General features: G+C 37.4%; 18 protein-coding genes. 13 read left to right on the top strand and 5 right to left on the bottom strand.

Going from position 1 to position 21,556, the window contains the following annotated elements:
• Window positions 1-250 precede the first annotated feature (250 nt).
• The 3 genes from PQ479_RS14685 to PQ479_RS14675 are packed head-to-tail and all read left to right on the top strand — an operon-like array spanning window position 251 to window position 3,402.
• A complete protein-coding gene (locus PQ479_RS14685; RefSeq protein WP_047988403.1) occupies window positions 251-1,498 on the top strand; it encodes an efflux RND transporter periplasmic adaptor subunit in 1,248 nt (415 codons plus the stop codon).
• On the top strand, window positions 1,473-2,168 hold the full coding sequence (locus PQ479_RS14680; protein ID WP_047988404.1) for an ABC transporter ATP-binding protein: 696 nt from the start codon (window positions 1,473-1,475) through the stop codon (window positions 2,166-2,168). The genes PQ479_RS14685 and PQ479_RS14680 overlap by 26 nt, the downstream gene beginning before the upstream one ends.
• Window positions 2,161-3,402, top strand: coding sequence for an ABC transporter permease (locus PQ479_RS14675; RefSeq protein WP_047988405.1), 1,242 nt, complete (start codon window positions 2,161-2,163; stop codon window positions 3,400-3,402). Before PQ479_RS14680 ends, PQ479_RS14675 begins: the two co-directional genes overlap by 8 nt.
• Before the next feature lie 298 nt (window positions 3,403-3,700).
• On the opposite strand, the gene PQ479_RS14670 is transcribed toward PQ479_RS14675, so the two are convergent.
• Both PQ479_RS14670 and PQ479_RS14665 read right to left on the bottom strand, forming a co-directional pair.
• Entirely contained in the window at window positions 3,701-5,152 is a 1,452-nt protein-coding gene (locus tag PQ479_RS14670; protein ID WP_047988406.1) for a carbon starvation CstA family protein, read from the bottom strand.
• Between the two features lie 263 nt (window positions 5,153-5,415).
• Window positions 5,416-6,867, bottom strand: a complete 1,452-nt coding sequence (locus PQ479_RS14665) for a carbon starvation CstA family protein (RefSeq protein ID WP_047988407.1) — start codon at window positions 6,865-6,867, stop codon at window positions 5,416-5,418.
• Between the two features lie 574 nt (window positions 6,868-7,441).
• Here PQ479_RS14665 and PQ479_RS14660 point away from each other — a divergent pair.
• From PQ479_RS14660 to PQ479_RS14630, 7 genes are read left to right on the top strand one after another with little or no spacing between them, the layout of a single operon-like run.
• The gene (locus PQ479_RS14660; RefSeq protein WP_047988408.1) at window positions 7,442-7,825 is read left to right on the top strand and encodes a GntR family transcriptional regulator; all 384 of its coding nucleotides are present in this window, start codon (window positions 7,442-7,444) and stop codon (window positions 7,823-7,825) included.
• Window positions 7,825-8,727, top strand: coding sequence for an ATP-binding cassette domain-containing protein (locus tag PQ479_RS14655; protein ID WP_047988409.1), 903 nt, complete (start codon window positions 7,825-7,827; stop codon window positions 8,725-8,727). Before PQ479_RS14660 ends, PQ479_RS14655 begins: the two co-directional genes overlap by 1 nt.
• Window positions 8,705-9,442 carry a hypothetical protein gene (locus PQ479_RS14650; protein ID WP_047988410.1) on the top strand — a complete coding sequence of 246 codons (738 nt, stop codon included), beginning with the start codon at window positions 8,705-8,707 and terminating at the stop codon, window positions 9,440-9,442. Before PQ479_RS14655 ends, PQ479_RS14650 begins: the two co-directional genes overlap by 23 nt.
• 3 nt (window positions 9,443-9,445) lie before the next feature.
• The gene (locus tag PQ479_RS14645) at window positions 9,446-10,171 is read left to right on the top strand and encodes a hypothetical protein (protein WP_047988411.1); all 726 of its coding nucleotides are present in this window, start codon (window positions 9,446-9,448) and stop codon (window positions 10,169-10,171) included.
• Window positions 10,172-10,183: 12 nt separating this feature from the next.
• Window positions 10,184-10,915, top strand: coding sequence for a hypothetical protein (locus PQ479_RS14640; RefSeq protein ID WP_047988412.1), 732 nt, complete (start codon window positions 10,184-10,186; stop codon window positions 10,913-10,915).
• Window positions 10,912-11,610 carry a hypothetical protein gene (locus tag PQ479_RS14635; RefSeq protein WP_047988413.1) on the top strand — a complete coding sequence of 233 codons (699 nt, stop codon included), beginning with the start codon at window positions 10,912-10,914 and terminating at the stop codon, window positions 11,608-11,610. Before PQ479_RS14640 ends, PQ479_RS14635 begins: the two co-directional genes overlap by 4 nt.
• Window positions 11,611-11,656: 46 nt before the next feature.
• The gene (locus PQ479_RS14630; RefSeq protein WP_053070371.1) at window positions 11,657-12,091 is read left to right on the top strand and encodes a VOC family protein; all 435 of its coding nucleotides are present in this window, start codon (window positions 11,657-11,659) and stop codon (window positions 12,089-12,091) included.
• 58 nt (window positions 12,092-12,149) lie between these two features.
• On the opposite strand, the gene PQ479_RS14625 is transcribed toward PQ479_RS14630, so the two are convergent.
• The 3 genes from PQ479_RS14625 to PQ479_RS14615 all read right to left on the bottom strand — a co-directional run bounded on the left by PQ479_RS14625 (window position 12,150) and on the right by PQ479_RS14615 (window position 17,563).
• Window positions 12,150-12,806, bottom strand: coding sequence for a hypothetical protein (locus tag PQ479_RS14625; protein WP_047988414.1), 657 nt, complete (start codon window positions 12,804-12,806; stop codon window positions 12,150-12,152).
• A 1,164-nt stretch (window positions 12,807-13,970) separates the two neighbouring features.
• The gene (locus tag PQ479_RS14620; RefSeq protein WP_047988415.1) at window positions 13,971-15,695 is read right to left on the bottom strand and encodes a methyl-accepting chemotaxis protein; all 1,725 of its coding nucleotides are present in this window, start codon (window positions 15,693-15,695) and stop codon (window positions 13,971-13,973) included.
• 122 nt (window positions 15,696-15,817) lie between these two features.
• On the bottom strand, window positions 15,818-17,563 hold the full coding sequence (locus PQ479_RS14615; RefSeq protein WP_047988416.1) for an ABC transporter substrate-binding protein: 1,746 nt from the start codon (window positions 17,561-17,563) through the stop codon (window positions 15,818-15,820).
• Window positions 17,564-17,681: 118 nt separating this feature from the next.
• On the opposite strand from PQ479_RS14615, the gene PQ479_RS14610 reads away from it, so the two are divergent.
• The 3 genes from PQ479_RS14610 to PQ479_RS14600 all read left to right on the top strand — a co-directional run bounded on the left by PQ479_RS14610 (window position 17,682) and on the right by PQ479_RS14600 (window position 20,804).
• Window positions 17,682-18,911 (top strand): MFS transporter, encoded by a 1,230-nt coding sequence (locus PQ479_RS14610; RefSeq protein ID WP_047988417.1) that lies wholly within the window; start codon window positions 17,682-17,684, stop codon window positions 18,909-18,911.
• A gap of 286 nt (window positions 18,912-19,197) precedes the next feature.
• On the top strand, window positions 19,198-19,986 hold the full coding sequence (locus PQ479_RS14605) for a Cof-type HAD-IIB family hydrolase (RefSeq protein WP_047988418.1): 789 nt from the start codon (window positions 19,198-19,200) through the stop codon (window positions 19,984-19,986).
• A gap of 257 nt (window positions 19,987-20,243) precedes the next feature.
• Window positions 20,244-20,804: a hypothetical protein gene (locus tag PQ479_RS14600; protein WP_047988419.1), complete on the top strand. Its 561-nt coding sequence runs from the start codon at window positions 20,244-20,246 to the stop codon at window positions 20,802-20,804.
• Window positions 20,805-21,556: the final 752 nt, after the last annotated feature.

Below are 21,556 nucleotides of genomic sequence, written 5' to 3'. Positions count from 1 at the left end.
TCTCAGTGACTACTCGATTGTATGTAACCGAAAAAGAATGGCTATTAATTTTATGGTGCCGATAGACTGTAAACCAAGACATTTCGTCAAGGGAAATGGTCAAGAAAGAGCTCTTAAGAAGGGTAATGTAAAATATTTAAAAAAAATTGAAAAATATTGAAACTTTTTACCATCCTAAAGCGTCTCTTATATGAATCTATTTTTATAGATTGCTAAAAAGAAAAAGAATTTAATTTAAAGGGGTTAGGTTATGACAAAGAAAAAAGTTGGTTTAATTGTCACGCTGTCAATTGCAGGTGTACTAGCTTTAGGTGGAACTGGTTTTGGAGCTTATATGTATTGGAATAGTTCTGTCCAAGCTGGTGGAGGGTTTGATGATCATGGATCGGAGCTTTACGCGGAGCCTGTGTCAATGATGGCGATGGGCATGGATATGTATTCACCGTATACATACTCAGGGAAAATTGAACCTGAGAAATCAGAGCGAGTTTATTATGAACCGGAAAAAGGGAAAATTGCGGAGCTCCTTGTAGCTGAAGGTGATACCGTTGAGGAAGGAACACCTTTATTTGAATATGAGGTAATGGAAGATGACTCCTTAGAGCTCGACCAATTAAAGATCTCATTAGAGATGGCTTATATGCAAATTAATCGAACAACGAAACAAAAAACGAGATTAGAAAAATCAATAAAAGAAGCAGAATCTAAAGAAGAGAAAGAAATATTTGAAGAAGAACTTGAGCAGGTTAATTTTGACTTGCGCTCACAGAATCTTGAAGCTGGACATACGCAAAAACAAATTGAAGCGATAGAGAAGGAAAAAGAAGGAAATGACCATATTGTTGTAGCAAAGCAAGCAGGTATTGTGCAGACTATTAACCACGATATTATTGAAGGGGCAATTGGAGAAGGAGCTCAAACCCCTGTTATCTCGATTGTTTCGACAGGATCTTATTTTATTAAAAGTCAGGTAAATGAATTTTTATTAGATTCTTTAGAAGTAGGTAGTCAAGTTAGAATTATGAAAAAGGTTTATGACGGTCAAGAATGGTTTGGTACGATTACTGATATCGGAAAGCTGCCTGTTGGTTTTGAAGAAGGTGGCGATGATATGATGATGGACATGTATTATGGTGGTGGGAATCCGCAATCATCGAATTATCCATTTACGGTTCAAATTGATGAGCATGAAGGCTTAGAAATTGGTTTTCATGTGAATATAGAGCCTTATATGGAGCAAGAGGTGCCAACTAGTGAGCACGTTCAAATTTATGATTGGTATGTAGGTATGGATGAAGAAGAGCCATATGTATGGAAAGTGGATGAAAACAATCAGACGGTCAAACAAATCGTTGAAGTTGGAGAAGTTAATGAGTTTGGTTTAATTGAGATTATAAGTGGTTTAACGATGGATGATTATGTGGTGTATCCAGATCCGAGCATCAAAGAAGGAAGCGAGGTTCAGATGTTTGATGATTTCATTGAAGAATTTGAATAAATCATACAAAGTAGGTAAGGATGATGTGCCGATTTTACGTGATATTCAATTACACGTAAAAGAGGGTGAATTCCTTGCGATAATGGGACCGTCTGGATCAGGTAAATCAACACTTATGAATATAATTGGCTGCTTAGATAAGCCAACGAGTGGCGAGTATTTTTTAGATGAAAATGATATGTTACAAGGTAAAGAAGGGAAACTAGCTAAGCTTCGTAATAATGAAATTGGATTTGTTTTTCAAACTTTTCACTTATTACCTAGATTAACAGCCCTCCAAAACGTTGAATTGCCTTTAGTTTACGCAGGAATGAGAAAAAAAGAACGAAGGCAACGTGCGTTAGACGTTTTACAAAAGGTGGGTCTTGCTGACCGAGTAGGTTTTTCGCCGACTCGACTATCGGGTGGGCAAAAGCAACGTGTAGCGATTGCACGTGCACTAGTGAATAATCCACGCTTTATTTTGGCAGATGAACCAACAGGAGCATTAGATACAAAAACAGGTGAGCAAATTCTTAGCCTTTTTGCGGAATTAAATAAAGAAGGCGTTACAGTTATTATGATTACGCATGATAAAGAGGTAGCGGATAAAGCTGATCGGATTGTTTATATTCGAGATGGTGAACTGCGTAGTCAGGAGCAAGTGGAAGAGGTGAGTTCAAATGTTTGAAAATATTAAATTATCCTTTCAATCTATCTTTGCTCATAAAATGCGTTCTTTACTTACGATGTTGGGTGTCATTATTGGGATTGCCGCAGTCATTGCAATCGTTTCAATTATTGAAGGAAATAGTGAGGCGATGAAGCGTGATTTAATTGGTATGGGGGACAATACTATTAATGTTGTATATGAAGAAAACAACATGTATGGTGAGGATGACCCGTGGAGTGGATCAGGCATGTCCTATATAGCTGCACCACCTATTAAGTCCGAAACTTTAGATATGATTAAGAGTGATCCACGTGTAAATTTAATCTCAACTTACCATCAGTCATGGGGAGAAGCCTATCATTTAGCGAATATGTCATGGCCAGAGTTATACGGAGTCGATCAAACATATTTAGAATTATTCCCAGTTGAAATCGTAGAGGGTAGAGGTTTTACCGATGAAGAGCTATTAGGGAAAAATCAATTCGTAATTATTAATGAAACAGCTCGTGATGAGTTATTTCCTGACGGGTTTATTTTAGGAAGTTATATCGATATTTCAGGTAGTCCGTTTCGAGTTATTGGTATTTATAATGATCGTCCAGATAGGGATGAAGAAGACCCGTATTGGGGCTGGTGGGAACAATCTAAGATTATGATTCCTAAAGGTATTTGGCCTTTGGTCGGAGGGTTTGATTCAGCGACTCAGATTGCTGTTCAAGCTGTTGATACAGATTCTATCCAAGCGGCTGGTGTAATGGCTGCCGAACTATTAAACCAAGACTTGCATTTCATTGATGCAGAGAAAGCATCATATGTAGTAATGGATTTAGAAAGAATTGCTCAAGAGATGGAAGCATATGAGCGTACCTTCACATTTCTGTTAATTGGGATTGCAAGTATCTCATTATTAGTAGGTGGAATTGGGGTTATGAACATTATGCTTGTTTCAGTGACAGAGCGTACAAGAGAAATTGGTATTAAGAAAGCATTAGGAGCTAAAAGACATGTGATATTATTTCAGTTTTTAACTGAAGCATCAGTATTAACGAGCTTAGGAGGAGCTATTGGGATAGGTGTTGGAGTTGGAGTGGCCAAACTAATTTCTCACTTTTATGGATTGCCATTTATGCTCTCGATCCCATCAATGCTCATCGGTTTAGGGTTTTCAATGGTGGTTGGAATTATATTTGGGTTATTACCATCCCTTAAAGCATCGAAACTGCAACCAGTTGAAGCACTACGTTATGAATAATTAATTGGACTATTGTTGTATCAACTATAAAAGTATGTTAATCAAGCACCCCCAATTGTTAGCATGAAAACTAACAATTGGGGGTGCTTTACTGTTATTTGGACTTTTTGCTGTCAATCAAGCCCTTTTGCTGCTTCACTCCATAGTATCAAGTTAAGATAAAGTAAAATAAGCCATCAAAGCAAATTTTTAGGCACAAATTATCACCCTAAGTACACTCTCATACAAAAAACCGTTGACATTATACGAGATATATATGTCAACGGCCCAGTATAATCCATCCAATGAGATGAATGGGTTAGCTAACTTTGGTATCTATTGATTCTACGTTAATATCAACTTCTAAGCCAGCTTTTTTATTTTTATGTGCAGTCCAGAAGAACCAAACTGTAAAGGCGACAGTTAAAATCGCTCCAACTATAAACGAAACATTTAAATCAAGGCGTAATCCGATTTGAGCATTAAGGATATAGACGAGCACCATATAAGTCATAAATAAAGCAGGTATTAATGAAATAATGTATTTCCGTCCTTTTACAAACAAGTACATCGTACCAATCCATAATGCAATCACAGCGGTTGCTTGGTTCGCCCATGAGAAGTATCTCCATAGAATATTAAAGTCGATTTGCATAAGGATATAGGCGATTACAAATAAAGGAATAGCAATCATAAGACGTCTTGAAGCCTTCTTTTGAGATATATTAAGATAATCGGCAATAATCGAACGCGCTGCACGGAAAGCCGTATCACCGGATGTAATTGGTAAGACAATAACTCCAAGAACAGCAATTGTACCAGCGACAGCTCCTAATAACGTAATGGAGACCTCACTGACAACAGCAGAAGGTGTTCCTTCACTTATTAAAGCATTTAATGCATCACCGTGGAATAAACTCATTGCAGCTGCAGCCCAAATCATGGCAATAATCGCTTCAGCAATCATCATTCCGTAGAAAATATAACGACCTTCAGATTCTTTTTTAACTGTTCTAGAAATAATTGGCGATTGCGTAGCGTGGAAACCAGACAAGGCGCCACAAGTAATCGTAAAGAAAAGAATAGGGAATATCGGCAAATTATCAGGGTGTAAATTTTCTAATGTTAGTTCTGGAATTGGTGTACCGGAAAATAGAAGGGCAATACCAACACCAATGGTTCCAAATAATAAGATCGCACCGAAAAATGGATAAACACGACCAATAATTTTATCGATTGGTAATATCGTTGATAAGAAATAATAAAGAATAATAAGAGCTGCGAAAATTCCTGTTGCCACTGCACCATTTGTGACAATGCTAAGTAAGGAAGCAGGAGTCGTAATAAAAACAGTTCCGACTAAGACTAAAAGTAAAAGGGCGAAGAAATTCACGATATGACGTGAAAATTTCCCTAAAAACCTTCCAGCAAGTTCAGGTATATGGGCACCGCGATTTCGAATAGAAATCATACCTGTTAAGTAATCATGAACCGCCCCTGCAAAAATGGCACCAACAACGATCCAAATGAATGCAACTGGTCCAAAAAGTGCACCCATAATTGGCCCAAAGATAGGCCCTGTTCCAGCGATGTTTAAAAGCTGGATTAAGGCATTCTTTTGTTTATTCATTGGGACATAATCTACACCGTCGTTATTTGCATATGCTGGCGTAGGTCGTTCGTTCTTAGGCATAAATTGTTTTTCAACAAACTTTCCATACGTGAAATAAGCAATAATTAACAAGATAATGGCACCAAAAAATGTAAACATCGTTTCACACCCCTTTTTAATTGAAAGCGTTTTCTTAATAATGAATGAAAAATAACTAAGAAATAGAAACTCTACAACACCATATACGAAATGTTGATAAAACTCCTCCTTTGTTTAATTGGAATATAAAAACTACTTCTTTATTATAACAGCATAGTTACCGATGTAGAAGAGTTTTTTCGCTGTTATATAGTAATATTTTGAAATTGCTATGCGATTCAAGTAAACAATCAGGAGCTAACCTATGAGGTTAGCTCCTGTTATTATTCAGATTTTATAGAAAAGTCTTCGATATCTTCATCAACTTGTAAGTTATTCGCTTTATTTTGCTTAGCCTTCCAGAAGAACCAAATAGCAAAGGCAATGGTTAATACGAGACCAACAATAAATGAGATATTTAAGTCAAGTTTGAAGCCAATTTGTGCATTCAGGATATAAACAAGCACCATATAAGTCATAAATAATGCCGGGATAAGAGATATAATATATTTCTTACCTTTGACAAATAAGTACATGGTTGCTATCCACAATGCGATAACAGCAGTTGCTTGGTTTGCCCAAGAGAAATAGCGCCATAGGATGTTAAAGTCAATTTGCATAAGTACATAAGCAATCGCAAATAATGGAATCGCGATCATTAAACGTTTAATAGCTTTTGTCTGTGAGATATTCAAGTAATCAGCAACAATTGAACGTGCAGCACGGAATGCAGTATCTCCAGAAGTAATTGGAAGTACAATGACACCAAGAACAGCAATCGTACCAGCAATTGCACCAAGTAATGTAATAGAAATCTCATTAACAACAGCAGAAGGTGTTCCTGCATTAATTAACTCATTTAGGTTTTCTCCATGGAATAGTGACATCGCTGCAGCAGCCCAAATCATTGCAATGATACCTTCTGCAATCATCATTCCGTAAAAAATATAACGACCTTCTGATTCTTTTTTAACTGTTCTAGAAATAATTGGTGACTGAGTAGCATGGAAACCAGACAAAGCACCACAAGTAATCGTAAAGAAAAGAATAGGGAAAATCGGTAAGTTTTCTGGATGTAAATTCTTAAGTGTTAATTCTGGAATTGTGTAATCTGAAAATAGTAACGCAATCCCAACTCCTAGTGAACCAAATAATAAAATGGCACCGAAGAAAGGGTAGACCCTTCCGATTATTTTGTCAATTGGCAAAATAGTTGATAAGAAATAATAAACGATAATAATGGCAGCAAAAACACCAGTAGTCAAAGCGCCATTTGTTACGATACTAAGTAATGAAGCAGGTGTTGTAATAAAAACGGTACCTACTAAGACAAGAAGTAATAAGGCGAATACATTGACGACGTGACGTGAAAACTGTCCTAAAAACTTTCCTGCAAGTGCTGGAATATGAGCACCTTTATTACGAATCGAAATCATCCCGGTTAAATAGTCATGGACCGCTCCAGCAAAGATGGAACCCACAACGATCCAAATAAAGGCAACCGGTCCGAATAAAGCACCCATAATTGGACCAAAGATAGGGCCAGTCCCAGCAATGTTTAGTAACTGGATAAGGGCATTTTTCTGCTTACCCATAGGTACATAGTCGACACCATCATTATTAGAAATAGCAGGAGTGTTTCTTTTATCAGAAGGCATAAATTGTCTTTCAACAAATTTACCGTATGTGAAATAACCGATAATTAATAGTGCAATCGCAATAAAAAATGTAAACACGTATATCCTCCTCTTTTGTAATCGTTTTCTAAGTTGAATAAAAAAATTAACATTAGTTTAGATGCATCTAAACGTCCATTTGGTAAATGGATAGAAATGTGTCGACATATAACTTTTACATACAAGCTTGTGGGCAGAAATACTATCTATTAATGAGATATCATTTCTTACGTGTTGATTTCCTCAACTACAAGTAGATAATATACGGGTAAAAAAAATAAAAAGCAATAGCTTAAAAATAAATATTTTTTTAATGATAAGGGAGCAGGTTCTATTAAATATGAAGAAAAAAATTAATGGAAATTTATAAGAACGAAAAGTTAATTCCAACAAAATCCCATTTAATGAAAAATCTACTCATTCATAAGGGGCGTTTATGTTTGAAATTTTTCTCTCAAGATGGATAATATCGGTATTTTCAGTTATATTTCTTGTGGTTTTATTTACCATAATTGTAAGTTTGGTTTGCTCCATCTGGTTGATTTTATAAAAAATAATTGCTATTTTATGTTATTTATTATATAGTACATTACATCAGTAATGTACTATAGTTTTTGTTTGGGGGTGAGTTAATGTGATCATTGATCATGATGGGATAAAACCAATTTATGTGCAAATCGCCGAATGGCTAGAAACGGAAATTATGAATGGACATTTTAAAGAGAATGAGAAGATGTTTTCGCAGTATCAATTAGCAGAAAAGCTAACGATCAATCCAGCAACAGCCGCAAAAGGGCTCAATTTATTAGCTGATAAACAAATTTTATATAAGAAAAGGGGTTTAGGTATGTTTGTATCAGAAGGGGCAAAATCATTCATTATGGCTGAGCGCAAAGAGCAGACATTAAAAAAATTAGCTCATGAATTTGTATTAGAAGCATACCGATTATCCGTCAGTGAAAAAGAGATGGTTGACATGATCAAAGAGATGAACGAGCAAATAAAGGGGGAGTCATGATGACCATTATCGAGGCACAGGACTTGCATAAGCATTACCGCCAAAAGAAAGCTGTGAATGGATTGTCCGTTTCAATTGCAGATAAGAAGATAACAGGAATTATCGGTCGAAATGGGGCGGGTAAAACGACCTTTTTAAAATTAGTTGCAGGATACTATCGTCCGAATAAAGGTAAACTTCATGTATTTGGAGAGAAGCCTTTTAATAATATCAATGCGTCTTTAAATACGGTATTTGTCGATGATTTAATGTATTTTCCATCTAGCCTGATGCTTGAAGAAATTCTTGAGGAAGGAAAACGTTTTTATCCAAATTGGGATGAGAAGCTTGCTCGTAATCTATTTAACTATTTTTCCTTGAACCCAAGACAAGGCCATCAAAACTTGTCAAAAGGAATGAAAAGTACCTTTAATATGATTTTTGGCTTGGCGGCCCATTGTGAATTAACGATTTTTGATGAACCAACAACGGGAATGGATGAGTCGGTACGTAAGGATTTTTACCGTGCCTTAATGAAGGATTATCTTCATTACCCACGTACGATTTTGCTATCAAGCCATCATCTTGATGAGATGGAGGATTTATTAGAGGATGTCCTGTTAATAAAAGATGGTACAGTTTGTGAGCATCGTTCAATTGATGAGTTAAAGGAGATGGCAATTGGTGTAAGAGGTGATACAGCCTCTATTAATAAGTGGTTAGACGGTGCGGAAACTTTGTATGAACAAACACTTACAGGGCAGACAAAATATGTTGTTGCTTACCAGCCAAATGAGGCAAAGAAACAAGAAGGTTTAACGTTAGGGTTAGAGTTTAAACGAGTATCAGCAAGTGATATTTGTGTCTATTTAACGGAAAGTCGTAAGGGAGGAATTGACGATGTCTTTTCCGACAACGATTAGTTATCGAGAGGTCATAAAGAAATCAGTTGTCTATAAAATGAAGTCAAATCTCGGTTATTTGTTGACGTTGGTTATTGTTCAGCTTGTCGGGTTGGCTTTTTCCGCAATGGCTACTTATACATCTGGCAATAGCTTTATCCGAGTGGAAACGATATCGGCGGATTTTGTCTTAGGTATATCATTTCTTTGGATGTTTATATTAGGCGTTCAGTTGATTAATAAGGATTCAAGAAGTAATGATGTTCACTTTGTCATTAATGGAACGACTCAAGTAATTAGTAACGTTATGATCTTAATATTGGCAAGTATCATTTGTGGACTGACTTCCTTTATGTCCGGTTATATTCTAAGAGTATTTCACATCATTTTTGGTCAAATTGATACCTACTATTATGTAACCAATACGTCCATATCCGCCGTCGTGATTGGATTATCAGGCATGACATTATATGCTTTCGTATTTGGGATGATTGGCTATTTTATTAGTAATTTAATGCAATGGTATAAGGTCACTATTTTAATAGTAGTCATGCTAGTCGTAGGATTTGATGTTTTAATGGAAAAAGTTCGAGGTGATTACCTATTATTTGAAAGTGTGAAGACATTATATTTTCAACAACCTTCCTTTTTATCGTTTGTTGTTCATGTCAGTTTGCTCGTAGCCGTCTTGTTTGGGGTTACCATCCTTGTTGCTCGTCGATTGGAGGTGCGTTAAAAAATGGAAACTTTGTTTGTTATTCTTTCTATTATTTTTCCATTCTTTCTTATATTCATTGTTTACATGAGTATGAGGCCATCTCAAAGGAATTTGAACAAAAGAAAGTTTAGTATTCAAGTGATTCTTGCGATTGTTTACGGGACTTTACTAATCATGGCTCCGATCGTATATGGGTTGTTACCTAAAGGAGAGATGAATCCAGTCCGTTTTGATAAAAATTACCTAGAGGTAGAAGCTTCCATAGAAGAAGAGCAGGAAAGAGTAAGGCAACTTAAGGGTTTAATTATGGAAGGAAGCTTTGATGCAGTTCCTCCAGAATGGATAGTGGAGCAATGGGGTTTTGAAATCAATGATGACGAACTTCACCTCGTTCCAAACAATAATTTGATATACGTAGAGAAGGTTGATGCTCAAACCGACTTAGACATTTATCAATTCGGTCAAAAAATTTACCATCTAATGCGTGGTTATCACTTTGAGACTCAGGAACAAGTGCAAATTGTTGATTTCTTTCATACCGACTCTGAGTTATATATTCACCCTGAATATGGTAGTACAGATGATGTGGTGAATTTACTGGATCATCCATTTCCAATGAAGCAATTCCAAGGTGCATTTAGTCAAGATAGACATTTAATGAATCCATATCGAGAAGGCATTTTTTATATAAGAGTTCCTGAAAATGTCGAGATTACTAGCTTTGAAGATTATATAGAGGTTAATTAAGGGGGGATAGAGATGTTAAAGAAAATTCGATTAGAAGAATTAGTACGGAAGCAAACATTATTTAAATTAAAAGCGTTGTCTAGTGCTGTGCTTGTTTTGATAATTGTACAGACGGTATTTCTTGTTATTTCGGTCTTGGCCAGCTCTGGGGGATCTATGGGTTCCAATTATTATGAAATCGACATTCAACATGTTTCGGGAGATATAGTGATTGGTTTTACAATGATTTGGGCATTTATTGTTGGTGCCTTAATTACATCGAAAGCGTATCGGTATGATGATTTTTCCTTTGTCACTTCTAGGTTGAGTGCACATTTGGCGAATATCGGTTATATGGTTATTGTCAGTTCTTTAGGTGGCTTAACGGCTTTTTTGTCAGGCTTTACGATCAAACTTTTCACTTTTTTTGTTTATGAAGGTGAAATATTAAAATTGTCAGATACTAGTGCCGCAGTAATGTTTTCTGGACTCGTGGCTACAATTTTATACATGGTGCTGTTTATGACGTTAGGTTATGTGTGTGGCATGCTTGTTCAAATGTACGAACCGTTAAAAATCATTATTCCGGCTCTCGTGTTTGGGGCTATTATCTTTTTAAGTGAGTTTGGTGTACTACTATTACTAGTCGAACAATTTTTACAAGAGCCATCCATTTTATTGTTTGCACTAAAGGTGATTGGCACTTGTGGTGTGCTTCTTGTCATAATTATTTGGAGTACGGATAAGTTGGAGGTGAGAGTATGATCCTAATTCTCCTACTGGCTTTAGCTGTTTTTATCGTAGGTATATTTATTAAGAGAATAAATGTAAAGATTAAGCTAAGTTATTTTGTAGTAGGTGCCTATGTTGCCCTATTAATTATCGGTGCGGTCGTTTATTCTTTCCTACCCATTGTCGAAACTCCTCCACATTCGCAAGCGACGGAATTAACGGATGAAATGTATGATTTAATCTATAACGGGGAGTGGGAACAGCTCCCCGAGGGTGTTGTTGAGAAGACAGAGTGGGAGTTTCATTATGAGGGACCCTATATTGATGTGGAAAATAGAGACCCAGAAATGAATTATTTAAGTATCGAGGTTGTCCGTAAAGAGGCTGATGATGGGCTAATCGAAATTGTTGGTATAGGGACATTTGATATATATTATGAAAATATGTTGTATAAAGGACAACCTGCTCGTCCTAGCTTTGAGCTTAAAAATGGTGTATTAAATATGCATCCCCCTATTACAATACATGAAACACTCGTTTTTCTAAAGAATGAATGGACGGTTGAACAGTTTAATGGTGGACATTCTAGTAGTTCTTTTGGTAGCTCAAGTTGGGGCTCTAGCCAATTTATGTATCTTCAAATGAAAATACCGAAAAGTCTAGAAGTTCGTGGGGATGAAGATGTGATTTATGGTGACCTGGAAATCAAAGGCAGTGGGCAGGAATAAACTTTTTTTCAGCGAATTAATTATTATAAAAAAAAGAGGTGATTCCATGGTGGAACATAACTCATTGATTGTCCCACGTGTAGCGTCTATTGAAATTCCAGTGAGAGATGTCGCGGCTGCTGTTGAATGGTATGGTCAGGTACTGGGTATGAAGCCATCATTCCAAGAGCAAGGTGCAGCGATGCTTCATTTTCAAAATGAAAACCAACGCGATGTGCCTAGCTTTTATCTTGTGAAAACAGAAGTTGAGGGAAATCTATCATTTCTGAACACTCATACTGGTATCGAGCATTCGGTTATTGATTTTTATGTGGAAGATTTACAAAGATTTCATCAAGAGCTGCAACAAAAAGGCGTGCAGGTGGAAGAATTGAATTTACGACCTGATCAAGTTTATGGCGGGTTTGGTTTTTATGATTTAAATGGATTGAAATTCGCGGTTTGTAATATTTCACATGAGCATGTCCGTATAGATGCATAGAGTGTTTTTTCAATAATGCAACCGCCAAGGTTTGGAGAGAACCTTGGCGGCCTTTTTATTATAACGTCGGGTGTTTGTAACCGTCGTTTTTGCCTGGATCCTTACCCGTTTTGAGCCATGGGTAGAGGCGATTTGTAAAGTATCTCCACTTTCTGCGCCTATAACGGTGATAGGCACGGTGCTCACGACGAATGAGTTGCTTAATCTGAATTACGAGTGGGAATAAGATGAAATAAAATCCACCTAGAAATGTGACATGAATGTTTGCAAACAAAGAATTGACAATGATTGGGAACAGGAAAGTTGTCGCTAATACAGTTGTAAAAAAGACGAGTGCTTTATGAACCCAGACATTCAGATTTAATTGTACGTAACCAAGACTACTGCCAAAATAAACGATCAGATAGAAGATAGCATAGGGAATAATTATTTTCGCAACTTCGTTATCAACGAGCAGTGGATTAAATGCCTCACCATTAATAAAGTAAGCTGGCTCTGCCGCAAATGAAAAGACAGTCATAACAAGGAAGGCTAAGAAACTATAGACAATTAAAAAGACAATTAACATCGCAAAGGCGAACGCTATGATAAAACCATTTCTAAGTCCTTTTCCTAATGTAGCAATGATTGGGTATTTTTTGGCTAAAACAACAAGTCCAGCAAATAGAATGATAAAGATAAACAAGATACCATAATTAATAAGAGCTTCGATCATAAATTAGTGACTCCTTTACTTTGGTTGCCAATAATTGACTATGTGTATGTGTCGATACATACCCTTAATTTTAAAAAGATAATCCAAATTCAACCATTTTTATCTCTTTTAGCCTACGATCCATTACCGCTACCAACAAGAGTCATTATTGCTGAGTCAAAGGTACTATAAGCAAGGAGTAAGGGAGTAAAAGCGTAAAAGAGTAACATTGTGGAAAGTTCCAATAAAGACAGTGAGCTAAGGGCAGTGGTGGAGTAAGTGTGAGAAATGATGTAAACAGGACAGTTGCTCGGGGAAGTGTGCCGGAGTGTTGTAGGAAAAGGCAGGAAGTGACAACATACACAATACGTATGGCAATAATTTCAAAAGCGACCGAAATAGCGCCATGTTCGCATTAACTTTTATATAAAATACCTATGGAGGAGCCAAAACTGCTCCACCACCAACAAGAATGAAAGTCATCTTTCAACATCTTAACCATTCATAAAGGTTTGTGCAGATACAGACGGCAAACCTTGGAGTATCTACACGAAAAGGGCTAAACGTGTCAGTTACTCGAGGGAAAAAGGTGAGTAACTGCACGAAAAAGCCGAACGTGTCAGTTACTCGAAGGAAGAAGGTGAGTAACAGTGCGAAATGATATCGAACCTATCAGTTGACTCTTTAACTGGTGGCTTTTCAATTAATTTGGCTTTGTATGGAAAGTATACGAACCAAAGGGCCTGCATGAATAGTGATGAGTATGAGTTTGGGTAACGCCGCTACCTGCCGATGAAGGAGGGTGGTCGACATGATCATGAGCAAAAAAGATCGAGAACCTGTCGATGAAGGAGGTTGGTCGACATGATCATGAGCAAAAAAGGTTAAAAACCTGTCGATGAAGGAGGTTGGTCGACATGATCAAGAGCCAAAAAGGTTAAGAACCTGTCGATGAAGGAGGCTGGTCGACATGATCAAGAGCCAAAAAGGTCGAGAACTTGCCGATGAAGGAAGCTAGTTGACATGATCATGGGTAAAAAAGCTGAAGAAGAACCGAATGTGTCAGTTACTCAAGGGAACCTAGGAGTAGCTAACTTCAAGGCACAAACTCTCGCCCATAACTACACTTCCATACAAAAACAACCCACAGCACGATGCGTAGGTTGCTTCTGATATTACGTATTTTTATTTCTCATCTAACTTAAAAGCAGCGGCACTTTCTTTGAGTTGTTGAGAAGTATCTTCTAAACGAATCATCGTCTCAAGGAGATGATCAGAGCTAATGGTTTGTTCCTTCGTCGATGTCTGAATTGTATTGGATTTGCTTAAGATGGAAGAGGCTGCCTCAACAAGCTCTTGAGTTGAGCTAGCGACTTCTTCTAATCCTAATGAAATCTCTGTCACGGACTCATTGATGTCCTGTTGATTTCTCTCAATCTCTACACCTTGGTTATGAATCGAAGTAAATAAGGTAGCGACCTCATTTGATTTATGGACAATCGTTTGCACGATATCGTTAAAAGATAGGAATTGTTCCATAAATAACGTTGTTTTGGTTTCAGAAGAATGTAGGGTCTCTTTAATTTGTTTAGAAAAGTTTTGAGTTTGCTCTGAAAGTAAGCGAATTTCATTAGCAACGACAGCAAAACCTTTCCCGGCATCTCCTGCTCGAGCCGCTTCTATGGATGCATTTAAAGCAAGTAAATTCGTTTGCTCTGATATTTTATCGATATGTTCTGTGAATCGAACCACGTTTTGCATATCAGATACGACTTGTTTAATAGAATCACTTAATTGGTTCGTTTCTGTAGCCGTTGTTTGAACTGATTGTTTCATTTCTTCTAAAGTTGATTGACCTTGAACGGCGAACGAATTTAAGCCCTCGGTCTGTTCTTTAATATAGGAAACAGACTGTTGGATGGTTTGGGAACTTGTCGCAGACTCCTCCGTAATAGCGGAAATAGAGGTGGCATGGTCAAGTTGTTGATGAATTTGATTTTGAAGTTCCTTTGTATGTTCCTCAACATGTAAAGAGACATGCTGATTCTGTTTCGCTTGAGTGACGACATCATTAACTATTTGCGACACTTGATCACTACTCACTTTGTTGACTTGTAAAGCGTCTGTCATATGACCGGCCATAGCAATGAGAGCTTGATCAATTTGACCAATTTCATCTTTTCGAGAGACGTTTTGTTGATACGTGAAATCATGGTTCCTATAAGCATCAATGCGTTTAAAGACTTTTTGAACACCGTTTGTTAAATGCTTACCGAATAAGTAAATAATAAAGAAAGAAACAATTGTTAAGACGACCGTTGATATAACTAAAAACGTACTCGACGCTGTCATACGTTCATCAACTTGCTGGATATGTGTCTCGCGAATTTCTTGAAAAAATTCATCAATCGGTGTCCGTGCTCTTTCTAAATCAATCAGATTACCCGTAATGGCGTTTGATGCTTGCGTTGTAATGATTTGAGCACGCTCACCAAGTGGGGGTTGTGATAAATATTCGCTTGAGATACGTTGGAACTCGATGTCGACAGATTGTAAAAGGCTAAAATAGTTCGTAAGACTTGGATCACTTTCTAAAAAATCCTCAATTGATACTAACAGTTCTTCCGTATGGACATGGGCCTCTTCTAAATCATTTAACCGACTATTTGTATAATTACCAGTTAGAAGGTCATATTGAATGAGCCCGATCTCCTGTGTTGTTTCTAAAAATAAATGATATGCGTCGCGTGCTTCTAAAGCTAAGTTTAGTCGTTCAACTTCTGTTTTTACACTTTGATTATTGATAAAAATCGCCGACATAAAAATCGAGTTAAGTAAAACAATCGACAAAATGACAAATAGTAATTTGTGTTTCAGTAGTAAGGTTGTATTCTTTCTTTTTCTACTCATTGAACTCCCCCTTATGAGAATTTTGTGAAAACGTTTTCCTCATACTATTATACTATAAAGGGCCATTCAAAGAACATACTTTTTGGTAAAACGAGTAAAAAAGTATGGTGTTGAAAGTATGATTAATGACGGTACCATAGTTTTGTATAATCAACCCAGCCAAGTGCATTTAAGTGAATATTCTCTAAATCATTGGGATAAATGGCTGATTGTTGCAAGCGGTATAAGTACAAAAGCGAATGTTCCTCACATAAGGTTTGTTCTGCTAGACGTAAAACAGCAAGTCGATCTTCAACTCGTGGAGTTAATAATTGCTTCATTATGTTTTCATTCCAAGCTTTTGTTAAATGATACTGGATAAAACTATGAGTACCAAAAAACGCTGATAAGTAAGTGTAAGTTTGGTCTTCATCTGATAATTGCTCACCAAGTAAAAAATCGGCTATTTGTGTTAAGTCAAGCTTGTGTAAGGCAGACAATGGCAGAATATGAACTTGGACGATGATGCCAATGAGTGATAGCTCTGTTTGGATCCACTCACTATCTTTTTCATTGCCTGCACCGATATAGCTATACAAATGTAAAACATCATGATCGTAATCGCTAAGGTCAAGGTACTCTTGAGCTCTTTCTAAGGAATGTTCTATTTCTACTTCATACTCCGAAAACATCCCATAGGCTGGTACATGGCGATTCCCTTGAAGCTCTTTGACCATTTTCTTTCGTGAAAGCATGGTATTAATCGCTTTTTTTAAGTGAATGTCGACACCAATGGTGCGGTTTTGATTAATTGTTAAGAGCTTACTTCCTTTGTCAACGATCGTGTTCATTTCATAGGTGCTATTCGCTTTTATCGAATTAGGATATTGATAAAAGTTGAGTTTTTTGTCAAGACCAGCATGTTCCATTGTTGAGGTTTCATAAACTTGTGGAAAGAAGTACATCGTGACTTTATCAAGCAACGGACGATAGCCAAAATAATGCTCAAATGCTTGTAAGGTGAGCTTATCTTCATTGTTCGTTACGACTTGAAAGGGTCCTGTACCAATCGGCACATTTGGTTTATTGGCCTTGACGATGCTACCACCCAATGAGGCAATCAAATGAAGGAAAAAAGGGTTACGATAGGTTAAGGTAAATTCGACGGTGTACATGTTCAAAGGTTTCACCGACGAGATAGTGGCTGTCATCCAATGGTATGCGGAACGCTTGTCGCTATGTCTTTGAAAGCTTTCACAAATATCGGCTGCACTTACCTGTTGACCATCATGAAAAAGCACATGTTTTCTTAGATAGAATATCCAAGTAAGCTCATCCTCGCTCGATTTAAAGGAGTGAGCAAGTTCAGGGACAAAGTCTTGTTGTGTTTCACTATAACGAATAAGTCGATTGTAAATGTGTCGCATCATATGGTTTTCAGAACGTCGATGAACATAGTAAGGGTCGAGTGATGGTAGTGGCCTGTATGAAGCGAAACGTAAATGATCGAGTTCACCAGGTGATTCCATTTCTTTTGAGTGAATGACTTTTGTTAATAACCAATCTAAAAACTGTTCTTTCTGCAAGGCGTTTAACGTTCTTGACTTGATAAAAGACACGGCTTCATCAATTGATGCCTCACTTACTAGTTGTTCAGCTCTTTGCATAATGAATGTTTCTAATTCGACTTTAAAAGTAATCGTGGATACATTCCCGCGACCTCTCCCAGGGCTCCAATCAATCCAACCTATTTCTTTTAAATCATGAATGATATTTTTCGTATGGCGCTCAGAACAGAAAAGGATTCCTGATAATTCTTTTAAAGTCGTTTTGCTTTGTCGTTCGTGAAAAGAGAGTAGTAATTGCTCATATTGTTCAGATAGCTTCATCATGATCAACCTTTCTATAAAAGGGGAAATGTACGTGATCTAAGTTTACCCTTTTTTTCCTCTTTGTTGAATGTAAAATGGAGAAAAGTCAGAATGATACAGAAATGGTTGTGACGCTATGAATATTACATCAAGAGGAAAAGTCATTGCTTTAGCCTTAATGACTGGGGTTGCAGTAATGGGCGATGCAATGCTATTTATTGTATTGCCTTTGTATTGGCAAGAATTCGGTTTACATGCACTTTGGCAAATAGGTTTGCTTTTATCGATTAATCGGTTTATTCGTTTGCCTTTAAATCCTTTAATCGGCTACTTTTATCAGCATTTTCAATTGAGGACAGGTGTGTTAATTGCCTTAGTATTAGCGGTGATTACGACCTTTTCTTATGGAGTCTTTCATGAATTTTGGGCACTGCTTATCATGCGGGCACTATGGGGAGTGGCTTGGTCCTTTATTAGACTTGGTGGTTTTTTAACGATTATAGATGTAACGACGGATCAAAATAGAGGCTGGCATGTTGGTTTATATAATGGTCTATGGGGCTTAGGCGGTTTAGTGGGGATGCTGGCAGGTGGCTTTCTTGTTGATCAAACCTCGATCTTTTTTGTGACGACTAGTTTTGCCTTGATTGCGGTTGTGACGATTCCAGTTGTATTTTTCGTCGTACCAAAGTCTAAGACTGAACAAAAGAAAAAGGAGCTGCCCATACAATCAGGTGCCTTCAGTTGGGTTTCCCCATTTGTGATACTTGTCTTGTGCACGGGACTGATGCAAGGGTTTATTATCATGGGATTATTCGCCTCCACACTAAGTCCTTTAATTGGTTCTGTCTATGGTGGCTTGTGGCAACTCGGATCACTAGTTATTGGTGTGGCAACTTTAGCGGGATTGATGCAGGCGTTACGTTGGGCTTGGGATCCGTTTGTGGCACCATTCATTGGGAGAAAGGTTGATCAGCTAGCAACCATGTTACCCGTTTTACTCATTCCGTTAATCGGCGGTGCGGGACTTTTAGTCTTGTTGGCTTTAACTGAGCAGGTTCTTTTATTGCTTGTATTCATCATTTGTTTTCAATTATTGTCCACTGTTTTTACAACAACGACCGATACACTTGCAACAAGAGCGGCGGTTCGTTCAGATAAAGTCAAAATGATGACAGCCCATACCGTTGTCGTAGATGTTGGCTCAGCACTCGGGCCACTTGTTTCATTTTTACTGCTCATGTATTACCCACTTTCAAGCATTTATATCATCGCCGCCATCTTGATGCTTTTATTAGCAGGTGCTTGGATCAAGTGGCGATATTTAGAAGTGGTAAAACCGGTTGCTGAAATAGAAAAAGGATAAGAGGTATTAGCTATTTTTGGTAGGGGATTATTTCATAAAGATTTGGAAGGTGAAAAAGGGAAAAGAATGAATAGAGGATAGTCGTGCATCAAGGCGTTTTTTGGAAGTCGTCGATAAAATCAATACGGTGTATGATTTGCATCCTCCTCGTATCATTTGATTTAATGGAAATGGAAGAGTTTGATTGAAACAGATAGAGGAAATTATCAAGGTAGAGTCGTGTCATCATGGATCATGACTTTAAAAGTTTAAAAGCACGATCATTTCAATTCAGATAGAAAGAGGGATACTAGTGGAGAAAAGCGTGATATTTTTTGATATTGATGGAACTTTATTAACGGAAGATAAATCATTACCCGAATCAGCCAAAAAGGCGATTCAACAACTTAAAAGTGACGGGCATGAGGTCGCAATTGCAACCGGAAGAGCTCCATTTATGTATAAAGAATTACGTGAGGAGTTAGGTATTGATACGTATGTTAGCTATAACGGTCAGTATGTCGTTGTCAAAGGTGAGGTCATTTATACGAATCCACTGAATGAAATAGAAATTGAAAAGTTTACAGAAGACGCTGTTAAGCATGGTCATCCTGTTGTATATATGAACCATGAAGAAATGAAAGCTAATGTAACAGAAGAGCATGCGTATATCCAAGAGAGTATTTCAAGTTTGAAAATTTATCAAATGCCGTCCCACGATCCTGAGTTTTATAAAGGGCGTGACATTTATCAAGCTTTACTTTTCTGTGCAGAAGGTGAAGAAACGGTCTACGAAAATCAATATGATGGCCTTCACTTTGTTCGCTGGCATCCTGTTTCCCTTGATATTGTACCGAGTGGTGGTTCAAAAGCTGTTGGGATTGCAAAGGTCATGGAAAAACTCAATTATCCTAAAGAAAGGCAATATGCCTTTGGTGATGGGTTCAATGACGTTGAGATGTTATCGGAAATTCACAATAGTGTAGCGATGGGCAATGCAGAACCAGAAGTGAAGGAAAAAGCTAAGTATGTAACCAAGCATGTCGATGATGATGGGCTAGTGCACGGGTTGCAGATGGTTGGATTGTTGAAGTAATGGATAGGCTGGCCTGAATGTTCTGACTTTTCCTATGTACAAATTAATATGGGGATTATAGGAAAACGTCGATAAGGTTGTTATAAGCTCCAAATCTAAAAAAGTCTCACATCTTTGGTGAGGCTTTTTTGCTCATTGTAAAGGAAGAGTATGATTTACCCTAACCAATACGATGGACGAAGCACTTTCTTGACGTTTTATAAAACCGTTATCGAAAGGTGCTCGTCTAAAGAGTAAAGAGGAAAATTGGTGAATACATGGATAGAAAAAAGGCTTATTATACATTAATGATAGGTTCCATTGCTCACTATATCTTATATTATTTACTCGTTTTTAGTGTTATCGTTTTCGATTATAAAACGCTGACGATAGCCGCTATTATTCTCATTGTTTTACCTTTTGTTATCTTTATTCTCTTTGCTATGTTTTTGAGCCGATTGTTGGTAAAGAGTGGTGTGAACAAGCGAAGTAACAAAAAGCTGATAAGTCTCAGTGTAATTGCACCGCTCTTCTGTCTTATTTGCTTAGGTATTTTCGTAGAGAGGGCAACGTTTTCGAGTGAAAAATGGGTAAGTGAACCGAGTGAACGGGTGATGATTATTGATAATTTTCTACATAACACGGAATTAATCGGTAAGAGCCTAGATGAAATCGTCTCTTTACTAGGGGACCCTGATGAAAACGGATATTTTGCAGATGATATGACAATGGTTTATTATCTTGGCCCCGAGCGGAGTTTTATAAGTATTGATAGTGAGTGGTTGGTCATTTCAATTGAGGATAATAAGGCTCAGCATTATGAGATAAGGACGGATTAAAGGATGCCCATAGTGAAGACTCTAGTGAAATGTGTTTAGTGGAGTTTGTTTGTTGTGAAACTGGTCGACATGATCATGGGCAAAAAAGGGAGAGAACATGTCGATGAGTGAGTATGGACGACATGATCATGGGCAAAAAAGTCGAAGAACATGTCTATGAGTGAGTATGGACGACATGATCATAGGTAAAAAAGTCGAAGAACATGTCTATGAGTGAGTATGGACGACATGATCATAGGTAAAAAAGTCAAAGAACATGTCGATAAGGGGGTATGGACGACATGATCATGGGCAAAAAAGTCGAAGAACATGTCGATGAGTGAGTATGGACGACATGAACATGGGCAAAAAAGTCGAAGAACATGTCGATGAAGGAGTATGGACGACATGATCATAGGCAAAAAAGGCAAGAACATGTCGATGAGAGCATGACGACAATGAAAGGGCAGGTAAGCGGGTTAAAGTGTCCTAATAGCCAGGTGACGACAACAAAAGAGTAGAGATGAGGGTTTATGTGGTATCGCGAAAACAGTATAGGGTAAGTTATTTTTAAAATTATGGAATCATGCCTTTAGTGAACTTTTATAATAAAATAACTTCATACAAGGAGGCATGGTGCTATGAAGTATCTATTGAAATTAAATATAATTAGTACCCTTTTATTTATAGCTTTATTACCCTATTTCCAGGGGATGTTCCGAATCCAGGGACCGGGTTAATTGTTATTGCAATGCTATTTAGCTATCCGTTCT

The sequence above is a fragment of the Alkalihalobacillus pseudalcaliphilus genome (assembly GCF_028610675.1).
Lineage (GTDB): Bacteria > Bacillota > Bacilli > Bacillales > Bacillaceae_D > Alkalihalobacillus > Alkalihalobacillus pseudalcaliphilus.
This window is presented reverse-complemented; position numbering and strand designations above follow the sequence as displayed.